The sequence below is a fragment of the Anabaena sp. UHCC 0451 genome (assembly GCF_034931405.1).
Lineage (GTDB): Bacteria > Cyanobacteriota > Cyanobacteriia > Cyanobacteriales > Nostocaceae > RDYJ01.
The window spans coordinates 326700-348687 of sequence record NZ_JAYGHA010000001.1 but is presented as its reverse complement, the minus strand read 5'-3'; the positions used below and the strand labels follow the sequence as shown (position 1 = coordinate 348687).

General features: G+C 36.4%; 16 protein-coding genes and 1 pseudogene. 8 read left to right on the top strand and 9 right to left on the bottom strand.

Annotation, left to right across the window (positions count from 1 at the left end; all coding sequences use genetic code 11):
* Positions 1–104: 104 nt before the first annotated feature.
* Entirely contained in the window at positions 105–869 is a 765-nt protein-coding gene (locus VB694_RS01450) for a class I SAM-dependent methyltransferase (RefSeq protein WP_323358527.1), read from the top strand.
* 81 nt (positions 870–950) lie between these two features.
* Here the strand turns inward: VB694_RS01450 and VB694_RS01445 are convergent, their stop codons facing one another.
* Positions 951–1229, bottom strand: coding sequence for a hypothetical protein (locus VB694_RS01445; RefSeq protein ID WP_323358526.1), 279 nt, complete (start codon positions 1227–1229; stop codon positions 951–953).
* A 370-nt stretch (positions 1230–1599) separates the two neighbouring features.
* Between VB694_RS01445 and bchD the strand changes: the two genes are divergently transcribed.
* The 3 genes and pseudogenes from bchD to VB694_RS01430 all read left to right on the top strand — a co-directional run bounded on the left by bchD (position 1600) and on the right by VB694_RS01430 (position 5969).
* Positions 1600–3621 carry a magnesium chelatase ATPase subunit D gene (bchD, locus tag VB694_RS01440; protein ID WP_323358525.1) on the top strand — a complete coding sequence of 674 codons (2022 nt, stop codon included), beginning with the start codon at positions 1600–1602 and terminating at the stop codon, positions 3619–3621.
* A gap of 110 nt (positions 3622–3731) precedes the next feature.
* A complete protein-coding gene (locus VB694_RS01435) occupies positions 3732–4904 on the top strand; it encodes a DUF262 domain-containing protein (RefSeq protein ID WP_323358524.1) in 1173 nt (390 codons plus the stop codon).
* Between the two features lie 6 nt (positions 4905–4910).
* Positions 4911–5969, top strand: a pseudogene (locus VB694_RS01430) (MAE_28990/MAE_18760 family HEPN-like nuclease).
* 434 nt (positions 5970–6403) lie between these two features.
* On the opposite strand, the gene VB694_RS01425 reads toward VB694_RS01430, so the two are convergent.
* Positions 6404–6604: a chlorophyll a/b-binding protein gene (locus tag VB694_RS01425; protein ID WP_323358523.1), complete on the bottom strand. Its 201-nt coding sequence runs from the start codon at positions 6602–6604 to the stop codon at positions 6404–6406.
* A gap of 478 nt (positions 6605–7082) precedes the next feature.
* On the opposite strand from VB694_RS01425, the gene VB694_RS01420 reads away from it, so the two are divergent.
* On the top strand, positions 7083–10118 hold the full coding sequence (locus VB694_RS01420; protein WP_323358522.1) for an MFS transporter: 3036 nt from the start codon (positions 7083–7085) through the stop codon (positions 10116–10118).
* A gap of 231 nt (positions 10119–10349) precedes the next feature.
* Here VB694_RS01420 and VB694_RS01415 read toward each other — a convergent pair whose 3' ends face one another.
* The 3 genes from VB694_RS01415 to rpe all read right to left on the bottom strand — a co-directional run bounded on the left by VB694_RS01415 (position 10350) and on the right by rpe (position 11787).
* Positions 10350–10718, bottom strand: coding sequence for a hypothetical protein (locus tag VB694_RS01415; RefSeq protein WP_323358521.1), 369 nt, complete (start codon positions 10716–10718; stop codon positions 10350–10352).
* Entirely contained in the window at positions 10715–10867 is a 153-nt protein-coding gene (locus VB694_RS01410) for a ribbon-helix-helix domain-containing protein (RefSeq protein ID WP_323358520.1), read from the bottom strand. Before VB694_RS01410 ends, VB694_RS01415 begins: the two co-directional genes overlap by 4 nt.
* Before the next feature lie 212 nt (positions 10868–11079).
* The gene (gene rpe, locus VB694_RS01405; RefSeq protein WP_323358519.1) at positions 11080–11787 is read right to left on the bottom strand and encodes a ribulose-phosphate 3-epimerase; all 708 of its coding nucleotides are present in this window, start codon (positions 11785–11787) and stop codon (positions 11080–11082) included.
* A 186-nt stretch (positions 11788–11973) separates the two neighbouring features.
* On the opposite strand from rpe, the gene VB694_RS01400 reads away from it, so the two are divergent.
* The gene (locus tag VB694_RS01400) at positions 11974–13563 is read left to right on the top strand and encodes a S8 family serine peptidase (protein ID WP_323358518.1); all 1590 of its coding nucleotides are present in this window, start codon (positions 11974–11976) and stop codon (positions 13561–13563) included.
* 73 nt (positions 13564–13636) lie between these two features.
* Here the strand turns inward: VB694_RS01400 and VB694_RS01395 are convergent, their stop codons facing one another.
* Entirely contained in the window at positions 13637–14323 is a 687-nt protein-coding gene (locus VB694_RS01395; RefSeq protein ID WP_323358517.1) for a Uma2 family endonuclease, read from the bottom strand.
* Between the two features lie 21 nt (positions 14324–14344).
* Positions 14345–15088 (bottom strand): Uma2 family endonuclease, encoded by a 744-nt coding sequence (locus VB694_RS01390; protein ID WP_323358516.1) that lies wholly within the window; start codon positions 15086–15088, stop codon positions 14345–14347.
* Positions 15089–15142: 54 nt separating this feature from the next.
* On the opposite strand from VB694_RS01390, the gene VB694_RS01385 reads away from it, so the two are divergent.
* Positions 15143–15397: a hypothetical protein gene (locus VB694_RS01385; RefSeq protein ID WP_323358515.1), complete on the top strand. Its 255-nt coding sequence runs from the start codon at positions 15143–15145 to the stop codon at positions 15395–15397.
* Between the two features lie 185 nt (positions 15398–15582).
* Here VB694_RS01385 and VB694_RS01380 read toward each other — a convergent pair whose 3' ends face one another.
* On the bottom strand, positions 15583–19494 hold the full coding sequence (locus VB694_RS01380; protein WP_323358514.1) for an Eco57I restriction-modification methylase domain-containing protein: 3912 nt from the start codon (positions 19492–19494) through the stop codon (positions 15583–15585).
* A 236-nt stretch (positions 19495–19730) separates the two neighbouring features.
* Here VB694_RS01380 and VB694_RS01375 point away from each other — a divergent pair, with 236 nt between their 5' ends.
* Entirely contained in the window at positions 19731–19937 is a 207-nt protein-coding gene (locus VB694_RS01375) for a proteinase inhibitor I4 serpin (protein ID WP_323358513.1), read from the top strand.
* Positions 19938–20006: 69 nt separating this feature from the next.
* Here VB694_RS01375 and VB694_RS01370 read toward each other — a convergent pair whose 3' ends face one another.
* Positions 20007–21719, bottom strand: a complete 1713-nt coding sequence (locus VB694_RS01370) for a diflavin flavoprotein (protein ID WP_323358544.1) — start codon at positions 21717–21719, stop codon at positions 20007–20009.
* Between the last annotated feature and the right edge of the window lie 269 nt (positions 21720–21988).

The following is a 21988-nucleotide window of genomic DNA, read 5'->3' as shown; positions in this document are numbered from 1 at the left end:
TTACATAGACAATTCCATGTTTAGATACTTCTTGATTTAACTGTTTTCCTGAATTATTCTGAATAATATATTAACTTTGTACCCAATTAAGCAAAATTCTACTTATGAATACTGATTCAAAGAATAATTTTTTCTTCTGGTTATCTGTAATTCTTGTTATATTAGCGATCGCCTTTTTTGCTCCCACTACCCTTGCTGACAGTAATTCTCAAACCGCAACAGTTTACGAACAACGTCATAATCACAGCCCTGATGGTATCGGTAAATACTACATGGGGCGAGAAATTGCTCAAGTCATGGGATATACAGGTGCAGGTTGGTTAGAAAGACCTAGCAGAGAAGCAGAAGAAAAACCGAGTAAAATTATCAATCTTCTCAATTTAAAACCTGATGATGTAGTTGCAGATATTGGTGCTGGTACAGGTTATTTAAGTTTTTTAATAGCACCTTTATTACCACAAGGTAAGGTTTTAGCAGTTGATATTCAGCCAGAAATGTTAGAGATTATTGAGTATTTTAAACAAGAAAAAAACATCAATAATATTGAACCAATTTTAGCAACCTTAACCAATCCTAACTTACCACCAGAAAGCATAGATTTAGCAATCATGGTTGATGCTTATCATGAATTAGCATATCCCCAAGAAGTAATGACAGAAATTGTTAAAGCATTAAAACCAGGTGGGAGAGTGGTTTTAGTAGAATATCGGGGTGAAAATCCCTTTATTATGATTAAACGCTTGCACAAAATGACACAAAAACAAGTCAAAAAAGAAATGCAAGCAGTAGGTTTAGTTCTCCAGGAAAGTAAAAATACATTACCGCAGCAGCATTTTCTAGTATTTGCGAAACAAAGTAAAATTATGTAGGTTGGGTTGACGTTAGGAAACCCAACATTTATAAACGTTTGTTGGGTGGCGCTTTCTTTGGACCCAACCTACTATAATTGATCACATTTGCGGGATCAGGCTGACTTTTTTAGCTGCACCATCCCAAACTATCCAATTCACTTTACTATCTAAATCATCAGCAGTATTAGAAACTTTAAAATACAGCTTTTCTCCGCTTTTAAATTGCACCGCAAAATCAGCATTTTGGTCATAAACAACAATAAAACCTCTATCCCGTAAACAATACATTGCCCAATTTTTTAATGATTGCTTGTAAGGTTCGTGAGGAATTGGTGGGTTTGTAATTACGTCGTCAATGACTTTTAAAATTTTTTCCATCTTTGTATTTAATGAAGAACACAACGAATTTCAATCATCAACCTATCTGGGTCATAAAAGTACCTTCCATAACTTCATCCAACAGGTTTCATTCACCCTACTTTTTGATACCATTTCCATCAATTTTCCATTAATTAATTGAATGTGATTATTGCCAGTATTCAGTTATAGCAATTGTTGATATCTAGATCCCCGACTTCACCAGATCAATTTATCATTTATGGAGATAATAAATAAAAGAAGTCGGGGATCTTATCGCCTCACCTGAATTGTAGTCATATATCTTGCTCCTTCACAAATTGCTATTACATATATTCTAAAATGTGCCAGAAATTGCTATGCTAAAACTATAATAACTATTAAGGAAACAATGCGATCGCCTACTCTTACCCCGACAATGACTGCTTTTCCGCTGACTGCTGTAGTTGGTCAAGAAGCAATTAAGATAGCTTTGCTGTTGACAGCAGTAGATCCCGTTTTGGGGGGTGTGGTAATTGCAGGTCGTCGCGGTACGGCTAAATCTGTGATGGCGCGTGCTATTCACGCCTTATTACCACCAATTGAAGTTGTTAAAGATTCCGTTAGCAACTGTGACCCCAACCATCCAGAAGAATGGGATGATAAACTCTTGGCTGAAGAAAGACAGGAGATAGAAACGGAAATTATCCCTGCACCTTTTTTACAAATTCCCCTGGGGATTACAGAAGACCGGCTTTTAGGTTCTGTGGATGTGGAACAGTCGGTTAAACAAGGTGATACGATTTTTCAACCGGGATTACTGGCTACAGCTAACAGGGGTGTGTTGTATGTTGATGAAATCAATTTATTAGATGACCAAATTAGTAATCAACTGTTATCTGTATTATCGGACGGACGTAACCAAATTGAACGGGAAGGGATAAGTTTTCAACATCCTTGCAAACCGTTGTTTATCGCCACTTATAACCCGGAAGAAGGGGCGTTAAGGGAGCATTTACTTGATAGAATAGCGATCGCCTTATCAGCAGACGGAGTTCTGGGTATAGATCAAAGAGTACAAGCAGTTGAACAAGCGATCGCCTATTCTAAGTCTCCTTCAGAATTTCTCCAACAATACAGCGAAGACATAGACTCCCTCAAAACCCAAATCATCCTCGCACGGGAATGGTTAAAAGAAGTCACCATTACCCCAGAACAAATTACCTACCTCGTCAGTGAAGCCATTCGCGGGGGTGTAGAAGGACATCGTGCAGAACTATTTGCGGTGCGAGTAGCCAAAGCCGCAGCAGCCTTAGAAGGACGTAATACCGTCACCGCTGAAGATTTACGTCGCGCAGTGGAATTGGTGATAGTTCCCAGAACCACGATAGTCCAGACACCACCCCCAGACCAACCACCTCCACCACCCCCACCACCACCAGAAAATCAAGACGAATCGGAATCAGACGAAGAACAAGAGGAAGAACAGGAAGAGGAAAAAGAAGAAGAACAAGAACAGCAAGAACCCCCAGACATTCCCGAAGAGTTTATCTTTGATCCAGAAGGGGTAATTCTTGACCCAGAAGTGCTTTATTTTACCCAAATGGCACAACGTCAAGGTAAATCTGGAAGTCGCAGTATTATCTTCTCAGACGATAGGGGACGGTACATCAAGCCGATGATTCCTAAAGGTAAAGCCCGGAGAATAGCCGTAGATGCCACATTGCGAGCCGCAGCCCCGTATCAAAAAGCACGCCGCGCTAGACAACCAGATAAAAAAGTGATTGTTGAACAGGGAGATATCCGTTCTAAGCGGTTGGTGAGAAAAGCCGGCGCTTTGGTGGTGTTTGTGGTTGATGCTTCTGGTTCAATGGCTTTAAATCGGATGCAATCTGCTAAGGGTGCAGTAATGCAGCTTTTGACAGAGGCTTATCAAAATCGTGACCAAGTATCTTTGATCCCTTTTAGAGGAGAACAAGCGGAAGTTTTATTACCCCCTACCCGTTCCATTGCTTTAGCCAAAAATCGCTTAGAAAGATTACCCTGTGGTGGTGGTTCTCCCCTGGCACATGGTTTAACTCAAGCCGTGCGTGTCGGTGTAAATGCCCAAATGGGGGGAGATATCGGTCAAGTTGTCATTGTGGCAATTACTGATGGACGCGGTAATATTCCTCTGGCTCGTTCTTTAGGTGAACCCATAGAACCAGGTGAAAAACCAGATATCAAAGCCGAATTATTAGATATTGCTGGCAGAATTCGGGCTTCAGGGATGCAGTTGTTGGTCATTGATACGGAGAGTAAGTTTGTATCAACTGGCTTTGCCAAGGAATTGGCAAAATCAGCCGGAGGTAAATATTATCACCTACCCAAAGCGACTGATAAAGCGATCGCGGCTATGACTAGAGGAGCGATCGCGGATATGAAAGCAAAATAGCCATTAGACCTATCTATAAATTCTGTTTTAACCCTTAACTAATCAGGTTTATGAGCTAATTTGTAGATAGGTTTATTTATTTTTATCATCATTGAAGGAGAATGTACTCAATGCAACTTCTAACTCCAACGGAAGAAAAGATGTGGGAAAAAACACCATTTCTAAACCACATCACTATGTCTGACCAAGAAATAAATGATAAATATGAAAAGGGTGAACAACGAATATTAACGGAAATGAACCGGGAAAAGCTACCAGCTTTCGTAGATGCGTTAAAAAAACCCGGTTATATGGATCTTAGACCTTTTTATCAAAGAAGAAATAGATGGGACGAGAAAAAACAATCTCAACTGATAGAATCTTTTTTAATTAATATTCCTGTGCCTCCAATTATTCTGTATGAAAAGAAATATAATGTTTATGAAGTAATGGATGGTCAACAGAGAATTACTGCTCTTAAAGAATTTTATGAAAATCGCCTGCAATTAACAGGATTAGAACTTTGGACAGAACTGAATGGACGTACATATAATCAACTTCCTGACAATATTAAAGCAGGAATTGATCGTCGTTCTATCTCGACTATAGTTTTAATTACAGAGTCAACATCTAGTCCAGAAGATGCGCTGTTTTTAAAACAGCTTGCTTTTGCACGTATCAACACTGGGGGAGTAGAACTTAGTCGTCAGGAAATACGTAATTGTTCGTTTTATGGTAAATTTAATCAGTTATTGATAGAGTTAGCAGGTAATCAAATTTTTGCAGATGCTTGGAATATTCCTATTGATGATGAAGAAGAACTTCAAAAAAATAACCTCTACAAAAAGATGGAGGACGCAGAATTAATTCTGCGTTTTTTTGCATTGCGTAATACTGATAAGTTTAGTAGAGGTATGGAAGGATTTTTAGATTTATATATGATGAAAAGCCTATCATTTTCTGACCAAGATATCAAATTTTTGAAAGACATTTTTCTCCAAACTATCAATCTATCTCACCAAATTTATGGAGATAACTTATTCCAACCTTTTGATCCTCAGTCTGACACTTGGAAGGATAGAGCTTATAAAGCTTATTATGATGCTGTAATGGTTGGTTTTAGTAGACATTTAGTAGATGTAGATATTTTACTCGAACGGAAGCCAAGAGTTATTGAGAAAACTAAAATTTTGTTTAGGGAAGATCAATCAAGACTATTTACTGGAGGTGGAAAAACTAAGTCTGATATTCAAAATAGAATCAGTTTATTTGATGATATGTTATCTCAAGTAATAGCAGAATAAAAAGCCATGTTTCAGAATCCGCTTATGGCTGTAAAGGCTAATATCTCTACCATTCGTTCCATTATTATAACTAATGAAAAAATGCGAGAGATTGCTTTTGGAGAAGTTTCTTTACCTCAAGAAGAAACAGAAAGTATCCGCAGAAATATATTTCAAGATATCCCTGCATTAAGCAATTGGCGTTTTTATGATCACTGTGCTGTTGTAACTCGCTTGTATGCCATCTATGAAACCTTTGTAGAAAAATTAATTCGAGATTGGTTAATTCTCTTACCAGAATTATATCCAAATTATTCAAACTTAGACAGTACAATTCGTAAAACCCATAAAAATGGAGTAGGGAGACTACTCCAAGAACTGCAAGATGATGAAGATAAAGGCAAGGATAATAAAAGATATTCCCACCTGACTATTGAAAAAGTTGTACAGGGTTTATTTGATGGAAAAACTGGTAAAGATAATTATAAATTGTTGCCAGATGCTTTCCTATTCCATCAATAAAATTTACGAGAGAGTGTGTTAATTAAATTGTTCGCTGATGCAGGTATTAATAATACTTGGAGTTGGGTAATTAAGCATAGAGATATAACGTATTTCATGAAAGAAATTAGGGCAAATCAAAACTTTGCGACAGATGAACTAGATTTATTAATTAGTTATCGCAACAATGCAGCACATGGAACAAATATAGATAATCGGTTATCTGCTAAGGAACTCTTGGAATTATGTGATTTTGTTGAAAGTTTGTGTCAAGCACTAACTGAATTAGTAACTTATCAAGTTATTGAAAATAAAAAATTAATTGGTCAAGCGCAAGAAGTTGGTAAAATTACAGAGTGGTTTAAAAAAGCTCAAGCTGCAATTTTAACCGCAGATGGAGAATATTTATTGTCAGTCGGAGATAGTTTATTTTTAGTAGGTGATTCATACTGTCAAATTGCTACAATAGAGAGTATTAATAGTGAGTCAATTCCTGAGATTAAAACAACCCCAGGAATGGAGATCGGGTTAAAATTTGATGTTGATGCCAGAAAAGAGTTAAAGCTATATCAATTAACAACTTGAATTTGTACTCAAAATCAATCTTAAAACATCCTTAAATTCTGTAAATCCTAATGCTAGTAATAAAAATCAGCCGGAGGTAAATATTATCACTTACCCAAAGCGACTGATAAAGCGATCGCGGCTATGACTAGAGGAGCGATAGCGAAGCGCTGACTTGTCAGTTCGCAGATATGAAATCTAAGTAAAAATTAGACCTATCTCTAAATTAGACATCTGGTGAAAAATTTAAATTCGGTCGATGTCTATTGAGAAATTGCAGATAGGTCTAGTACCGCTTTGCGAAAGTCAAAAGTCAAAAGTCAAAAGTCAAAAGTCAAAATTAAAACAGAATAGACTTTTCGGAGATTGAAAACGGTTCATTCACTTACGCCGCCGTGTACTAGATGAAATCTATGATTTCAACCAATTCTGCTTTAGAGAAAACAAAGCTGGTTTTATCTCATAAAATGTAACACGTTACGCAGAACGCTAAAACCAGCTAAATCCCACAATAAATAGGCTACAAATCCAATCATTGCTAAACGTCCATTCCACAGTTCAGCTTGAGGATTCCAGCCAAAAATAAAGGCATTTCGATCTAAACCATTATAGGCTTTCGCAACTGGTGATATATCGCTAGATGAGCGAGTTTCCATGTTTTTATCTCCTAAATTGATCAAGCTTGAGGTTTTGAATCTTCTATTCGCACCAAAGTCCAAAATAATTTCAGGCTTAACTTCAATGTAGCTTCTATACACCAAGCAATTTTATGCCTATGGTTACAAATTAGAAGCACTTCTTATGGACCATAATTATCAAGCTATGAATATGGATTAATCTACCCAAAGAGGGGGATATAGCAGAAGTCAGGAGTAAAACTGCCTGGTATTGATTTAATAGAATATAATTTCTAAATTCTAAATTCTAAATTCTAAATTCTACATTCTTCTAATCATAATTCTATCAACTTCTATCTAACGTTGTATAAGATTTCTCACTTAAGATGGATGCTATAAAAACCTAATTTTTGGATTCTTAAAGCTGGATGAGTTAGATATTGACATAGATTTATTTTGCTAAATTTTGCTAATTTAAACCAAATTTAAACTTAGAAAGAAACAGGAATTAGAAATCATGCAGGAACTATACAAACATTTATGCTGGATGGAACAAGTACCTGTAAACATACCCAACGTCTCACCGGCACAGACATCGGTTCTTACTTCTGGTCCGCGCTTTTTTGTGGCTTTAATTTCTGGGGTAATTCTCGCATTTGCATTTCAGTTAGTTTTAACAAATCTCTCGATTGCGGCTGGTATTTCCTATTTGGGGCATCCATCAGAGTCAACAGCAATTGAAACTTCAGGGGGTACAATTCGCAAAATTGGGACGAAACTGGGGATTTGGACATTAGTCACGGTAACAATTGCCTTATTTATAGCTTGTTTCTTAGCTGTAAAATTGAGTCTATTAATTTTAGATCCCAAATTAGGAGCAATTTTAGGTTTAGTCATTTGGGGTGCATATCTTTTATTACTAATGTGGGTCAGCACAACCACATTAGGCTCTTTAATTGGCTCAGTTTTCCATACCGCTATTTCCAGTTTTCAAGCGATTATGGGAACAGCTACCGCTGCTTTAGGTGCTAAAACTGTCAATCAGCAAGTGGTAGCTACTGCGGAAGCAGCTGCGTCTGCTGTAAGTCGGGAATTAGGCAGTGCGATCGCTCCTGCAAGTATTCGCCAAAACATAGAAGATTACATAGAAAAGCTACGTCCTCCAGAAATTGATATATCTCAAATTCGGAATGAGTTTAAAAAGTTACTTAGTGAACCACAATTTCAAGGCATCGCCAACAGTTCAGATATCCACAATATTGACCGTCAAAAGTTCATTGATTTAGTTAGCAGTCGCAGCGATTTATCTAAACAAGAAATTAACCGTATAGCTAACACTTTATACGATATTTGGCAACAGACCTTAAATCAAAAAGAACCTGTCACCGAACAATTGACAAAGTTGATGAATGATCTTAAATCTCTTCCTGCAAAACAAATTAAAACAGATGAACTTAATAGCAAACTTGACCAATTAATTGCTGAGATCCATTCTACTCAAGAAACAGAACAAAAACCGGGAATAGTGCAACAGGCAATATCGGCACTCATGGGGATAGTATTAGGTAGAGCAGATTTGTCTGATTTAGATGTAGAAAAAATTTGGCATTCCCTAACTACTGCTAGAGAAAAAGTCATAGAACAAGTCATAGAACAACCTTATCATCCGATTCATGCCGATATTGAAAACTACCTAATTCACACCCCTCCTTGGCAACTAAGTCAGGAAAATATTGCTCAAGAATTTCGGGATGTAATTTATGATCCTGCGGCTGATCCTGGTACAGTACGCAGGGAATTAGAGAAAATTACTCAGCAAGATTTTGTTAATATTTTGCAAACTAAAGGATTATTAACACAAACACAAATTCAAGAAATTGCTAACCAATTAGTAGCGGTACGCGACGAAGTTTTAATCATAGTAACTGCCCAAGAAGAGAGAGAAATTGTCCAAGATTTGCAAAGACGAGTTGAAAGTTATTTACTTGTGACTCCTAAAGCAGATTTGACACCGGAAAAAATTCCAGAAAATTTTCAACCGCTATTGGCAGATCCAGAAGCAGATTATCAAACTCTATCTCGACGACTAGCGCAAGTTGAACGGGAACAAATGGCTGAAATTCTGCTGGCACGTAATGATATTCAAGAATGGGAATTAGATCAGATTTTAGATGAATTGGAAATGCAACGCGATCGCGTTTTAATTGAATTACTTAGCATTGCCAAACAGTTACAATATCAAACAGAAACCCTGTGGCTGAATGTTGAATCATATCTACGTAACACAGGTAAAGAAGAATTGAATCCTGATGCTATCCGCGCTGACTTAAAAAAGATTTTAGAAGATCCCCAAGGGGCAATTATGGTTATTCAGTCGCGGTTATCTCGCTTTGATCGGGATACTTTGGTGCAATTGTTAAATCAACGTCGAGATTTAAGTGAATCACAAGTTAATCAAATTATTAATGTGGTGGAAGAATTATGGCATAGCATTCAACATACACCACAAAAAATCAAAGAACAATATGATTCTGCCACTGCGACTATTGCCGATTATTTGCGAAATACTGGGAAGGAAGAATTGAATCCTGAAGACATTCAACGAGATTTTACACAGTTGTTTGCACATCCCAAAGAAGGTATTGTGTCATTGCGTCATCGTTTATCACATATTGATAGAGATAGTTTGGTGAAATTGTTGAGTCAACGTCAAGACTTAAGTGAATCACAAGTTAATCAAGTAATTGATTCTGTGCAAACATCAATTAAAAATATTGTGCGTGCGCCGCGTCGGTTAGCAACAAGAACACAACAAAGAGTGCAAACTTTTCAAACCTATCTGCAAGAGTATTTACGATATTCTGGGAAAGAAGAATTGCAGCCGGAAGGCATTAAGCGGGATCTCGAATTGTTGTTACATGATCCACGCATGGGAATGGAAAGTTTGAGTGAACGTCTCTCGCATTTTGACCGGGAAACAATTATCACTTTGTTGAAAATTAGGGAAGATATCACTGATGATGAAGCAGCGAAAATTGCTGATAATATGATCCTTGTTCGTGAGCAATTTGTAAAACAAGTGCGGGGTATTCAACGACGCATTCAAGATATAATTGAGGGAATTTTTGCCAGTATTCGTAATTATCTGAATTCTCTAGATCGCCCAGAACTTAATTATCAAGGCATTAAGCATGATGTGCGTCAGTTATTTGAAGATCCCCAAGCCGGTTTTGAATCTTTGCGCGATCGCCTTGCATCATTTAATCGTGATACTTTAGTCGCTATTTTGAGTTCCCGTGAAGATATTTCTGAAGCAGATGTTAACCGGATTATTGACCAAATTGAACACGCCCGAAATACTGTTTTACAACGAGCAGAACAGCTACAGCACGAAGCACAACATCAGCTAGAACAGGTGAAACATCAGGCACAACGTCAAGCAGAAGAAACCCGCAAAGCCGCAGCTAATGCTGCTTGGTGGTTGTTTGCAACAGCATTTGTGTCCGGTATTTTTGCAGCTTTAGGAGGATCAATTGCTGTTGTCCTAATTTAACTTTTGTAGGTGTGAATATTTGTTGTTGCAGCGGCTAAATGCTTGGGTAATCAGAAGTAATCATGTAGGGTAGGTAATACTGCTTGTCATCTAAATATCCCCATCAGGTAAGGCGATAAGATCCCCGACTTCTTTTTTAAACTTGTCAATAAATTATCAATTGATCACAGAAGTCGGGGATCTGATCTTGATCGTTTTGGTTTTGCAATTGGCGATCGCCTACACCACCACCTAACCTTCACCCTGATCACCTGATTGCTTGATCAAGTAATCTAAAACTCTATCAATTCGTTCCCAAGCAGCATTAGTTGTACGTTGAAATTCATAATTATTTCTTTGAAACTCCTGGTTAGTTCTTTGAAACTCCTGAAACTGCCTTTCAGACTGCCTCAGTGCTTGCTGGTGTAAACGTGCAATATCAGCAAGGTTGGTTACAGTTCTTTCTAGTCGTGCTAAAGCTTGACTGTTAGAACGGGTTTCACGTCTGACACCCTCCTGAATAGTACGGACTAAATCAATTTCATCTCCAAGCTGATCTAATCTGCTGTCAATATCATCCAGTCTTGTGGGTAAATCTTCTAATGGCTGTGAATTACTCATAATTCCTCTTTCTTTTGTGGGTTTTCTTTATTTTTATCCTTAATAGCTTTCGTAACAATGTACGCCGCAAGGTTAGCTGGTGTACGCTCCTGTTCTTCAGCTATGTTTGTAAGCTCTTTGTATATTTCTTCATCCAGTGTAATTGTCACTCTCGGTCTGATAGCCATAGGGGTAATGTTTAGCAGTGACACTATTTTAGACTCCTGTTGATAAAAAAATATTGTGTTGACTGCTGACGCGATTAACATTACAGGTCTACTATAGCATCATCAGCAGCAAATTTAAATTTCATAAAAAAAATAAATCCCCGACTTCCCAAAGAAATCGAGGATTTAAGTATTATTTAGTTAGCAGTATTCAATTAAACAGCTGCTAATTCTGGTGTGGGACGCTTACTGTTACGAATATTATTAATCGCCTCAGCATAATCAGGAGCATTAAACACAGCAGAACCCGCTACAATAGCATTAGCGCCGGCTTCCAAAACTTGCCAGGTGTTATTGGCTTTTAGTCCCCCGTCAACCTCAATCCAAGGATCTAAACCGCGTTCATCGCACATTTGACGCAACTTGCGGATTTTAGGAACTACGCTAGGAATAAAGCTTTGACCACCAAAACCGGGGTTAACGCTCATAATTAGCACTAAATCGCACAATTCTAGAACATATTCAATTAACTCCAAAGGTGTACCCGGATTGAGTACAACTCCAGCTTTCTTACCGAGTTCTCTGATTTGTCCCAGGGTGCGGTGCAGGTGAGGTGAAGCGTTGTGTTCTGCGTGAACAGAAATAATATCAGCGCCGGCTTTAGCAAAACCTTCTACATACTTTTCTGGTTCCACAATCATCAAGTGGACATCCAGTGGTTTGGTTGTAACTGGACGAATCGCCTCCACAATCAGGGGACCTATTGTAATATTAGGAACAAAACGTCCGTCCATTACATCAACGTGAATCCAATCTGCTCCCGCTTTGTCTACGGCGCGAATATCGTCACCCAGACGGCTAAAATCTGCTGATAGGATAGATGGAGCGATAACTATAGACTTTTTCGATGGGTTTTGGGTCATGGCTAGTGGGTTCTTAAGCGTCCTCGTCTGTAGGCATTGTAACAAAATATGGAATTTTTGGAAATTAGTGATTGGGGATTGGGGATTGGGAAGAAAGCAACTAATGACTAATGACCAATGACTAATGACTAATGACCAATGACCAATGACCAATGACCAATGACCAATGACTAATGACTAATAAATATGAAAAAACTCTGGATAATTTGTGGTTTGGCTGTTTCCTGCTTAACTGTGCCAGTATTGGCATCTGTGCAGTTTAGCAGTTCTCTAGGAAGCGGTGGAATTGATGTATTGAAATTACATCAACCTCCTTACAATTTAACTGGCCGCAAAATCGCCATCGGTCAGGTAGAAATTGGTCGTCCGGGTATGTTTGGCTTAGATAAAGCCGTGTCTAAAAATCGGGCTATTTCTCCCGTGGCGGTGTTTTTACGCAGTGAGCCAGCTAAGTCAAATACTGGTGTAGATCCTCATGCTTATAATGTTGCGGCGGTGATGATCAGTAAAGATAAAGCTTGGCCGGGAGTTGCACCAGATGCCAGACTATATTCTTCTGCTGTGGGTACTACGAAAAATATGGGTCAACCAGAAGAGTGTTTATCAGCACAACATATAGCATTACAAAACAGTGGTGATGTTCGTGCTATTAACTTTAGTTTTGGTGAACCTTTGAACCGTGATCCCAGATCAGAGGCTGTTTTGGATGGTCAAGCTTTACTGACTTTGTGTATTGATTGGTCGAGTCGGGTTCATAATGTCGTGTATGCGATCGCTGGAAATCAAGGTAAAGGCGGGATTCCCATTCCTACAGATAATTTTAACGCAATTAACGTGGCTTTTTCATCTCCAAGGGAGGGAATTTTTAATAAAGTTCATGTTTCTAATTTAGCAGGAAATAATCAAGGATTAGGCGATCGCTTAGTTGGTAAAGAATTTAATACTGGTGGACGCAGATCAATTAGTTTAGTCGCTCCTGGTAGTAATATTCCTCTACTTAATCCTGATGGTAAATTAAATAAATTAACAGGTTCAAGTTTTGCCGCACCTCACGTTACAGCGACTGTGGCTTTATTACAAGAATTTGCTGACCGACAGTTAAGAATCAAACAACCAAATTGGACTATTGATGCTAGAAATCATCAAGTTATGAAAGCTGTATTATTAAATTCAGCGGAAAAAATTCAAGATAGTGGTGATGGATTGCGGTTGGGAATGACCAGAACTTTAATTGATAAACAAAATCGAGATTGGTTTGCTTCTGATGCTTACAAAAATCCCCAAATTCCTTTAGATGAACAAATGGGAACTGGTCATTTAAATGCTTTACGTGCTTATCAACAATTTCTTCCTGGTCAATGGCAACCTTCAGAATCTGTTCCTGTAATTGGTTGGGATCATAACACAATTAATGCTAGTTCTTCAAGAGAATATAAGTTAGAAAAACCTTTAAAACAAAACAGTTTTGTAGCTATTACCTTAACTTGGGATCGATTAGTTGAATTAGCCGATAAAAACAAAAATCAACAATATGATGTAGATGAAATTTTTCAAAATAAAGGGTTAAATAATCTCGACCTTTATCTAGTTAAAGCAGACGATCCAAAATCTGAAATTACTGCTTGTTCATCTGTCAGTGAAATTGATAATGTAGAACATATTTTTTGTCCAGTTCCAGTTACTGCTAATTATAAAATTCGGGTGCAGTTTAAACAACAAGTCAACGAACCAACTCAAGCATACTCTTTAGCTTGGTGGACTGTTCCTGTAAATTAGGATAAATTAGAAGATAGATCCCCGATTTTCAATAATTCGGGAATCTACTAGAGTGTGAATTATTGATGATTATTTACGTCAAACTTTCAGGGTCAACACCTAATTTTTTTAACATCTCTGCTAATTTCTGAGCTTTTTCCTCACTTTGTATAATCCGTTCTTCTGGTGTTAAAAATCGTTTTCCATTTTCATCAAACCAATATAACCATTCTCTAGTTATTCCTTGATAAGTTCCTATTTCTTTCCCAATTCCTAAACCTATTTCCGGTAGCCAAACGGGGTTTCTTGGTTGTAAAATATATTCTCCATTTGTTAATTTATAAACCTCTAATTTTTCTTTTATTGTTCTTAGAGGACAATATATTACATAATATAAAATTCCCAAATCTTGAGCATATATATTTCCTTTAGTTATATGTTCTTCTCGATAAGTTTTAGATACTATTTCCAATGCTAAAATTGGGGACTTTTTCTCTTCCCATAATACATAACTCGGACGTAAATCTTCATTAATACTTTTAACTCTAGGAACACCAATACTTAAAAACCCTTCTGGGACAATAGCAGGTTTCTTCGGATCATAATATATTCCCATACCTGCGCCAAAAAACCAATCCTGTCTTTGTGACCAAATTAAGGCTAAAATACTTTCTAATAATCCCGGAACAAGATGCTGTAATTGATTATCAAGTGGTGTGTCTTTAGAATCAGGTAATTCCCAAGATGAAGGTAAATAACCTAAAGAGTCGTAATCTAGCATGATTGATACTACCAATTTTACTTAAATGAAAGTTTCAGGATCAACACCTAATTTTTTTAACATCTCTGCTAATTTCTGAGCTTTTTCCTCAGATTCTAAACGTTTTCTTTCAGATTCTAACCGGTTTCTTTCAGATTCTAACCGTTGTTCTTCACTTTGTAGAATCCGTTCTTCCGGTGTTAGAAATCTTTTTCCCTGTTCATCAAACCAGTATAACCATTGTCTAGTAATTCCTTGATAAGTTCCCTTTTCCCAGCCAATTCCTAACCCTATTTCTGATAACCAAACTGGATTTCCTGGAATTAAAACATATTCACCATTGACTAATTGATAAACTTCCAAAGATGATTCTTCACTTACTAAGGGATTATAAACTATATAATATAAGACTCCCAACTCTTTGGCATAGATATTTTTTTTAGTGCTATATTCGTTTCTATAGGTTTTAGAAACTACTTCTAATACTAAAGTTGGTAATTTTTTCTCTTCCCATAATACATAACTGCGACGTAATTTTTCATCAATAATTCTGGGAACACCAAGACTTAAAAATCCATCTGGGACAATTGCAGGTTTATTAGTATCATAATATACTCCCATGTCTACACCAAAAAACCAATCCCATCGCTGCGACCAGATTAAGGCTAAAATGCTTTCTAATAATCCTGGAATGAGATGCTGTAATTGATTATCCACTGGTGTATCGTCAGAGTCGGGTAATTCTTCAGATGAAGGTAAACAATTTAATTGGCTGTATTTTAGCATGATTGATGTTACCAATTCTTTTTATAGTATAATTTAAAAACGGAGGTAATGATTATGCCAATATTAACATTAAGCGAATCACAAATTATTGAATTAGTTAAACAGCTACCCCCAAAAAGTAAACGAGTAGTCTTATTAGCATTAGCTAATGAAACTGAAAACGAACAGGAATCTCGCATGGAATATGCACAACAACAACTGCATAATTTATGTGCTGAACGTGGTTTAAATTGGGATACGATGTCAGAAGATGAACGTGAATCATTTATAGATGATTTGGTGCATGAGGATAGACAATGCGCCCAATAGTTGTATTTGATACTAAAGAGATACAAGTATGTATAATCGAAAAAATCATATCTTTCGTAGGGGTTTAGCACTGCTAAACCCCTACAATACCGAACTATTGACGATTAACATAATCATTAATGAAAATCTGAAACAAGCTGTTTTGGTAAATTCATAAAATCATTAATTTGTACAGTACGTAACTCCTATTCTCCTGTAATTATGGCTTTTTCTTCTTCAGTTAAACCATACAAACGATAAACAATTTCATCAATTAACCAATCACATTGTTTAAGTTGTTTTTTGATTGGTAAGAGTGTATTTAAACTTGATTGATATTCTTTTGCTAATGTTTCCTGTTCTTTTCTCGCGGTGGGATCTATTTTCAGTTTTTTCTGATTTTTCTTGAGGATACTAATTAATTCATCAAAGGTTAAATGGTTATCTGCTTGTTTTTGTTTGGAATAATCACCTAAATAATTTTGAATTTTCGATTTATTAGTAAGATTATCAATATCAGCACCGATAAATCTTTCTAACCATGTTAAAAAGCCTTTGGTTTCTGTTTGTTTTTGTTTATTTAATTCTATCATTTGTTCCGCTAAGTATGCGAGGAAATCATGAATTACATCTGCTTCTGATGGTTGTTGCTTGAGATGATGATCAATTTGGGTAAGTAGGATATTAGAATTATGATTGATTTGATATTGTTGGTAAAGGTTAATTGTATTTTCTAGATATGCTTGGCGTTTTTCTGGGGGAGTTGTAAAAGATATTTTAGGAATTGGTATTCTTGATAAATAAATAACTTTAACTTCAGCAAAAGGCTTACCAACCATCTGGAAATTTTTCTTTTGATACCACCATTTAATATAAAAAGAATTTAATATTGATAACAAAAAATAATCAGAAAAACTACTCTCTTCTTTTTTGATAAGACAATGTACAGAGTTTTGACAAATTCTGAAATCACAATCAATACTTGCAATAATTAAATCGTCAGTGCGTCGAACTATGATTTTTTGATTTCTAAATATACTTTCATTTCTTGGTGCAGCTAACCATGTACCATATTTAACATAAATAAGATCATTTTTAATTGCATATTTTTGTATATCTCCACCTGTAATTATGGGTTCAAAATCTGGTAGTAATTTATTTGATGTATATGGTTTTTCCTTCAAAATTAACGGTGTTTGAGGGGGATTACCTTTTCCTTTTTCGTATAATTTTGTACCTGCATATATATTTACTAATTCTTCTAACTTAATACCTTGATTAGTAGACTTATTCAAAATACTAATTTCTTCCATATTTAAATAATAATCAATCACATATCCTTCATTTAAAAACCATTCAGATGTCAAACGAGAATATTTAGAAATTATTTCTTGATTCGCAAAATTTAAAACTTCTGTATTTTCATAACTATTAATATTCTTAGAAACTATTAAAGCAGCAGTTTCTACAATTGCATCTTGAAAAGCTGATCTAAATTCAGCTATTTTAATTAATTGGGTGGTTTGTAAAATTAATTTTCTAAACTCACAACCACTTTCTAGAGTCATCCATGTATTAGGAGTAATTAAGCCTATAGTACCAATTTTGGAAATTATATCTAATGATAGTTCAATAAAAAATAGATAAATATCTTTGGAAGTGACAGTATTACTAATATATTGTAATTTAGCACTTGTATAGTCTTTATACGTTGATCCATAAGGTGGATTTCCAATCACAGCATCAAAACCGGGATTTTCTTTCCAACTTGCATTTTCTAAATCAATAAAAACCTCTGGAAATTCCAAATCCCAATGGAAAAACCGCTTTTCCTCAAATAACATTCTCGCATCTTCATAAACTGCAATATCAGCAACATTCATATTTTCAGGATTTGTATTAATCGCATTTGTACCATAAACCCGTAAAAAATGATCAGCACGTTTCAAACCAAAATATTTAGAAACATAAATATCTAATAACCGTTTATAAGGTTTCGCAGCTTGATCAAATTCCTTAAATAATCTTTCGCTAGTTTCCACTTCTGCAAAAGTTGCATCACTTAACGTACTCACACCGCGCATAATTTCCGCAGCACGTAACAACCCCACAAATGGACCAGTTAATAAATTTAATTGTCCACTTTCTTCCTTTACCATATTTGCTTCTGCTTCTCGCGCAGTCGTACCAATTAGGGAATTTCCGCAGCGTAAATGATGATCTAAAAAACTTAAAGGTGCGCCAATTGTGAAAGAATGTAACCATAAACTCACCTTGGCTAATTCTACAGCCATTGGGTTCAAATCCACACCATAAATACAGCGTTTCATTACCACCCGTTGCAAAAGTTGAGTATCTTCTAACTTATTGACATCAATAGTAATTCCCTGCTGTTGCAAATTTGCTAAAATGCTTTCACGGGTTTTTGATAACATATCCAAAACCGGATTATGTTCAGGATATTTATTTAAAATAATGATTAATTCATCTGTAAAATAATCAACAGCTTCCACTAAAAAATGTCCGCTACCCATAGCAGGATCACATATTTTAATATCCAGCAAAGTATTTGTAGTTCTTCTTTCTAAACGTTGTAAATCTTTTTGTAAACCATTACGACTTTGTACTCCCAATCTACCATCTGCCATTTTTTCATGTAATTGGCTAATTTGCGTCATTAAATCCGCAAATTTTTGTTTTCTCTCCTCTAAAATTGGTTTGAGAGTATGACTAACAATGTATTTAACAATATAATCTGGTGTGTAATAAGAACCCGTAGATTTTCGTTCACCTTTATCATTTTCTAAATGGACTTTTCCGTTATTTCCATCTTCAATAACTACGCGATATTCTAATAAACCTTCATAAATTGAACCCAATTGTCGCACACCTAAGAAACTGTAGTCAATGGGTAATTTTTCAAACCGTGCTAATTTATCTAAAGCAGGAAATAAGACAGCATCAGATAATTGATGTTCATAGAGAAAATAATTATCTGGATAATCTTTGATATCTTCAGATTCATGAAAATCAAAATGAAATAAACCACCATTATAACGAGGTACTTCTAAAGCTGCATCACCTCTATCTACTATTTCAAATAAACCTAATAAACTCTTATAAATCTTTGTCGAAGTTTGACTTAGTGTTTTTTGTTTATCAACACTTTCCGCTATTTCTTGAGTAATTTTAATTAAACTATAATCACGGTAAGCGGTGGTAATTGGTAACAGGTTTCTGGCTTCGGCATATAATAGAAATAACAACTTATATAAAAATGATAAAGTCGCTGCATAAACCTGTTTTGGTTCTACAGTTTTTCCCCTTCTGATAGCGTCAGCAACAAAACCCCCTGCTAAGTCAGGAAATATCTGCTCAAATACCAATGTTTTTAATTCGTTTCCTACTTGAGTCGCATAAGTTGTACTTCCTTCTCTGACTCTTTCTAAAAAGTTTTTATTATAACTATATTTTTCAAAAGCCGCACTTCTAAAAAATAACCAAAAGTATTTGAATTTTTCTATATCTTCATTTTCTAATAATTCTACCAAATCAATGGGATAAAATTCCGTTGCGGTGGAAGATGCTTGACGATAATATAAACGCCATTCTCTACCATTAGTTAAAATTCCCCAATCAACTCCTGTACCTGTGAGATAACTAGAAATCTGAAAAGATGGGTTTTCATTCTTGAAAATATCTCTTTTATCATTTGCAGAAACTTTACTTAATGGTCGTTCCCAATATTTAGCTTCTGCTATTACTAATACTTTACCATAAAAAGCAGTTTCATTACTTTGAAAAGAGTAAGCTGTATCCCTTTCTGTTTCATTTGCAAACAACGCATAATCAGGACGTTCTGCTCTACCTTTCCCACGAGTAACGACTTGAGGAATATTCTTAAATCCTAAAATATCTAATACGGGTTTAATAAATACATCTTCAGTTTGCGCTTCATTGAGAGTAGGTAAAATCGTCTTTTTTGATAAATAAAGATTTTTTAATTTCTCAAATTCTGCTGTAATATCTAATTGCCATTCTGGAGATTCTTGAAGACGATATTTTAAATAATGTTGAGAAAATAACGGTTTATTTTGTCTTTGTGTATCTGTAATCATAGTAACTCCTGAACAGTAGATACAGTAATTTTAAAATATTTATTAATTAAGTTCAGTTATAGCATAAATTTAGCGGGTATACCCAACTACCTACTTTTCAAAGAAGTCGAGAATCCATATCTGTTACCAAAACTGTAACCATTGACGATTTATGTGTTTTCTATGGGATATTGAACTTCTGAGATATCATCAGCGTCTAACTGGATAGAAAGCTAGAACCACAAATGAGGTAGTAGATGAACCGACACAAATTTAGTGCTGTGCAAAAAAATTTCTTACAAAGACGGTACGGAGTGAGTTTAGGTAGACGCTACGCTTTAGCAGCAGCTAGTATTGTGATGTTGAATGTACTTGGCTGCTCTCAAATTGATAATAATACAGCATTAGTCACTAAACATGGTCTACCTAGTACCGAGTCCAAATTTACCAAAGATAACGGATAAAAGCTAATTATTCAAAAAAAAACCGCCTTGGTTATTCCCAAAAGCGGTTAATAATTTAGCAAAGCTTGATTAATAATGTGTACCTGTTTTGCGGTGGTTGATAGCAGTTACAGCATCAGGCTTCAGTAATTTACCGTTATCAACGGTTGCATATACTACCCAATGATCGCCACATTCCAGACGTTGGTTAACAGAACATTCCAAATATGCAGAAGCATCAGTGAGAACTGTACAACCATTGTCTGCTTCTACTGTTTGGAAATTTGCAAACCTGTCTTCTCCGGGGACAAAACTTTTGCGGAAATGTTTCATGTAGTCTACATGAACGCCTTCTGGGAGGATATTCAGGACAAATTTACCACCGGGATACATTAATGATTCAACTGCACGTTCCTTAGCGATCGCCACAGTAATTCCTGGGGGATTAAAAGTAGCTTGAGATACCCAAGCCCCCAGCATTCCTGTAGAAATCTCTCCTTGTTTAGCACTGACCACACACACAGAACCAATAATTCGGCCTACAGCTTGTTCTGTGGGGGTAGCAGCTTGTTGGGGTAAGCGGATTTTCTTGGCTTTTTTCAAACTTTGAGCAAAGTCTGTACCCATTTCTTCGCACATTTTCAAAGTCATTTCATCGGGTTTAAATTTGACTTTGAGAGTGTCAAAACCAAACCGATAACCAGCATCTCGCAGTTTACCTTCTACCAAGTCTAAAGCTTCACCACTCCAACCATAAGAACCAAACACCCCAGCTAGTTTGCTGTTGTCACCAGTAGCTAAAACAATACCTAAAGCAGTGTGAATAGGTGTAGGTGCATGACCACCGATGGTAGGAGTACCAATAATCAAAGCATCTGCTTGTTCTACAGTGGTGCGAATTTCGTCAGGTGATGCAAATTCGCAATTTATGGATTTCACCGCCACGCCACCCTTAGTCAGCCCCCAAGCCATCGCCTGTGCTAAAGTTGCAGTGTTGCCATAAGCTGAAGCATAAAGTAAAGCAACGGAAATCTCCCGTTCTTTTTGGGCGCGACTCCATTCACTATAAGCTTTAGTTAGTTCAATTAAGCCAGTGCGTACCAATGGACCATGACCCACTGCATACATTCTTACCTGCAAATCAGAAATTTTTTCTAAAGCAGCTTCTACATGAGTTGCATGGGAAGCCATCAAGCAATTAAAGTAATAACGCTGGTCTTCTTTGAAGATTTCTGAATTATCATCAAAAACTTCATCACCGCAGATATGCACCCCAAATAATTTATCTGTGTAGAGAATTTGGGTTTGTTGGTCATAAGTACAAAGTGCTTCTGGCCAACGGGGACTAGGAGTAGGGAAGAATTTTAAAACATGACCTTTACCTAAATCTAAAGTTTCTTTTCCCCGCATGGTCAAAACTTTGATATCTTGGTCAAGAAAAGCCGCTCGTAAATTAGCTGCACTAGGAAGAGAACAAACAAAAGTAATTTGTGGTGCAAGTTCTAAAAGGGCTTTTAAAGTTGGTACGCGGTTAGGGCTAAAATGACCCAAAATCACATAATCCAACTTTCTAAAATTGATGCTATTCTGCAATGTTTCCAGATAAATGTTGGTGAAACTTTCTCCTGGAGGATCAATTAATGCAGTTTTATCGGCTTCTATTAAATAGCAATTGGAGGTAGTACCTCGACAAAGTGCATATTCAATTTCAAACCTTAGACGTGACCAACTCCTGGCTCTGAAAACTTTTGTATTTGTAGCAATCGGGAGAATTTGTACGTCGCGTGGTTTGGAATCTGTCATAGATGTTTGTTGTGGAGAAAAAGTTTGAGAAAACCAGTTTTTAGCCGCTGCAAATACGCTAGAAAAAGAATCTTGTGGTTGCATATAACTTATGAAATAATCACCAACAAATAGGGGATTGGGGATTGGGGATTGGGGATTGGGGATTGGGGATTGGGGATTGGGGATTGGGGATTGGGGATTGGGGATTGGGGATTGGTAATTGGGTAATTGGTAATTGGTAATTGGTAATTGGTAATTGGAAGAATTATCTATCATCTATTCCCCAG

Coding starts and splice junctions, on each gene's coding strand:
- VB694_RS01435 (WP_323358524.1), top strand. CDS start 3,732: ATGCAACTTCTAACTCCAACGGAAGAAAAGATGTGGGAAAAAACACCA.
- VB694_RS01370 (WP_323358544.1), bottom strand. CDS start 21,719: ATGACAGATTCCAAACCACGCGACGTACAAATTCTCCCGATTGCTACA.
- VB694_RS01380 (WP_323358514.1), bottom strand. CDS start 19,494: ATGATTACAGATACACAAAGACAAAATAAACCGTTATTTTCTCAACAT.
- VB694_RS01400 (WP_323358518.1), top strand. CDS start 11,974: ATGAAAAAACTCTGGATAATTTGTGGTTTGGCTGTTTCCTGCTTAACT.
- rpe (WP_323358519.1), bottom strand. CDS start 11,787: ATGACCCAAAACCCATCGAAAAAGTCTATAGTTATCGCTCCATCTATC.
- VB694_RS01385 (WP_323358515.1), top strand. CDS start 15,143: ATGCCAATATTAACATTAAGCGAATCACAAATTATTGAATTAGTTAAA.
- VB694_RS01425 (WP_323358523.1), bottom strand. CDS start 6,604: ATGGAAACTCGCTCATCTAGCGATATATCACCAGTTGCGAAAGCCTAT.
- VB694_RS01390 (WP_323358516.1), bottom strand. CDS start 15,088: ATGCTAAAATACAGCCAATTAAATTGTTTACCTTCATCTGAAGAATTA.
- VB694_RS01395 (WP_323358517.1), bottom strand. CDS start 14,323: ATGCTAGATTACGACTCTTTAGGTTATTTACCTTCATCTTGGGAATTA.
- VB694_RS01375 (WP_323358513.1), top strand. CDS start 19,731: ATGAACCGACACAAATTTAGTGCTGTGCAAAAAAATTTCTTACAAAGA.
- VB694_RS01445 (WP_323358526.1), bottom strand. CDS start 1,229: ATGGAAAAAATTTTAAAAGTCATTGACGACGTAATTACAAACCCACCA.
- bchD (WP_323358525.1), top strand. CDS start 1,600: ATGCGATCGCCTACTCTTACCCCGACAATGACTGCTTTTCCGCTGACT.
- VB694_RS01450 (WP_323358527.1), top strand. CDS start 105: ATGAATACTGATTCAAAGAATAATTTTTTCTTCTGGTTATCTGTAATT.
- VB694_RS01420 (WP_323358522.1), top strand. CDS start 7,083: ATGCAGGAACTATACAAACATTTATGCTGGATGGAACAAGTACCTGTA.
- VB694_RS01415 (WP_323358521.1), bottom strand. CDS start 10,718: ATGAGTAATTCACAGCCATTAGAAGATTTACCCACAAGACTGGATGAT.